Source organism: Bartonella sp. MR168JLCBS, from assembly GCF_042194175.1.
Map to the genome: position 1 here is coordinate 1 of NZ_JBHIMP010000136.1, position 1,125 is coordinate 1,125.

3 protein-coding genes are annotated in these 1,125 nt (G+C 38.9%); 1 reads left to right on the forward strand and 2 read right to left on the reverse strand.

What is annotated here, in order from left to right:
* Window positions 1-169 precede the first annotated feature (169 nt).
* Window positions 170-493, reverse strand: a complete 324-nt coding sequence (locus ACFIK8_RS09800) for a type II toxin-antitoxin system PemK/MazF family toxin (RefSeq protein ID WP_375620473.1) — start codon at window positions 491-493, stop codon at window positions 170-172.
* Window positions 493-717, reverse strand: a complete 225-nt coding sequence (locus ACFIK8_RS09805; protein WP_273791685.1) for an antitoxin MazE family protein — start codon at window positions 715-717, stop codon at window positions 493-495. The genes ACFIK8_RS09800 and ACFIK8_RS09805 overlap by 1 nt, the downstream gene beginning before the upstream one ends.
* 142 nt (window positions 718-859) lie before the next feature.
* Between ACFIK8_RS09805 and ACFIK8_RS09810 the strand changes: the two genes are divergently transcribed.
* Window positions 860-1,125: lysozyme (locus tag ACFIK8_RS09810; protein WP_375669313.1), on the forward strand; the 266-nt coding region annotated here is incomplete at its 3' end.

Here is a 1,125-nt window from a genome sequence, read left to right on the forward strand (position 1 = left end):
CGCAAGAAGATGCGGCTGGAAACGTTGCAAACACAACACCAGACAAGGATGATACCCTTGATCCAAACGCCCCACCAGACGCATGCGACGAAGGAGAAGGCGTCATCCATATGGATGAAGAAGATAGATAAACAAAGCTATTTTATGATGATAAAAAGAAATACTATTTTTATTTTACTATTCCTAAAAATACAGCTAAACAGCGTTCAATTTCTACCATTTTATCTGCATGAATGGAGCCGAAAGCTGGACTAACTTTTTCACATCTTACCGTCATAATCTTATCAATCATTACTTGCGAAGGTTTTTGTAAACCATTTTTTGTGTTTGGCTGAATCGTAATGCGGAGTAATGGCGCATCAACAAGTGTACTTGTAATTGGTAAAACCGTTACACTTGTATGCTCACTAAATTGATTAGCTTGAATGATTAACGCAGGTCTTGGTTTACCAAAATCGCCTTGCATAGCTATTGTGACGAGAGATCCACGCATTATTCTGTCCAGCCATCAACATCCATTAAAGATTGATCCATCAACAACTGCATAGATGTATCTGTTTTATCCATTTTTGCGACTAAGCGACATTGGCGTCGGCACTCTTCTGCAAAGTTCGGTTGGCGAATATCTGGTACCCAAATTTGCATTAAACGCAAACCTGCTTTTCTTTGTGCGTTGCGATGTTTTTGAACGCGTTCATTGACGTGCATTGTAGCCATAACAAAATCTCCATTATGTTTCATGTAACGTATAACACAGAAAAAAGTTACATGAAACGAGATTTTTAATAAAAGGCAATAATTGCAATTTTTAATATTCACTCATCCCCGCCTTGTGTGGGGCTTTTTTATGGAGCAACACATGCGAAAAATATCATTAGAGGGACTTGCACTTATCAAACAATGGGAAGGCTTGCGTTTAAACGCCTACAAAGATACCATTGGTGTGTGGACAATAGGTTATGGACATACAAACAATGCTGGAAAGCCTTTTGTTTATGAAGGCATGACCATCACGGAAAAGCAAGCAGAAGAACTTCTTTGCCAAGACTTAAGACAATTTGAAAATGTCGTTGAACGCGCTGTTACAGTTTCATTAACAGATGAACAATTCGCGGCGTTAGTGTC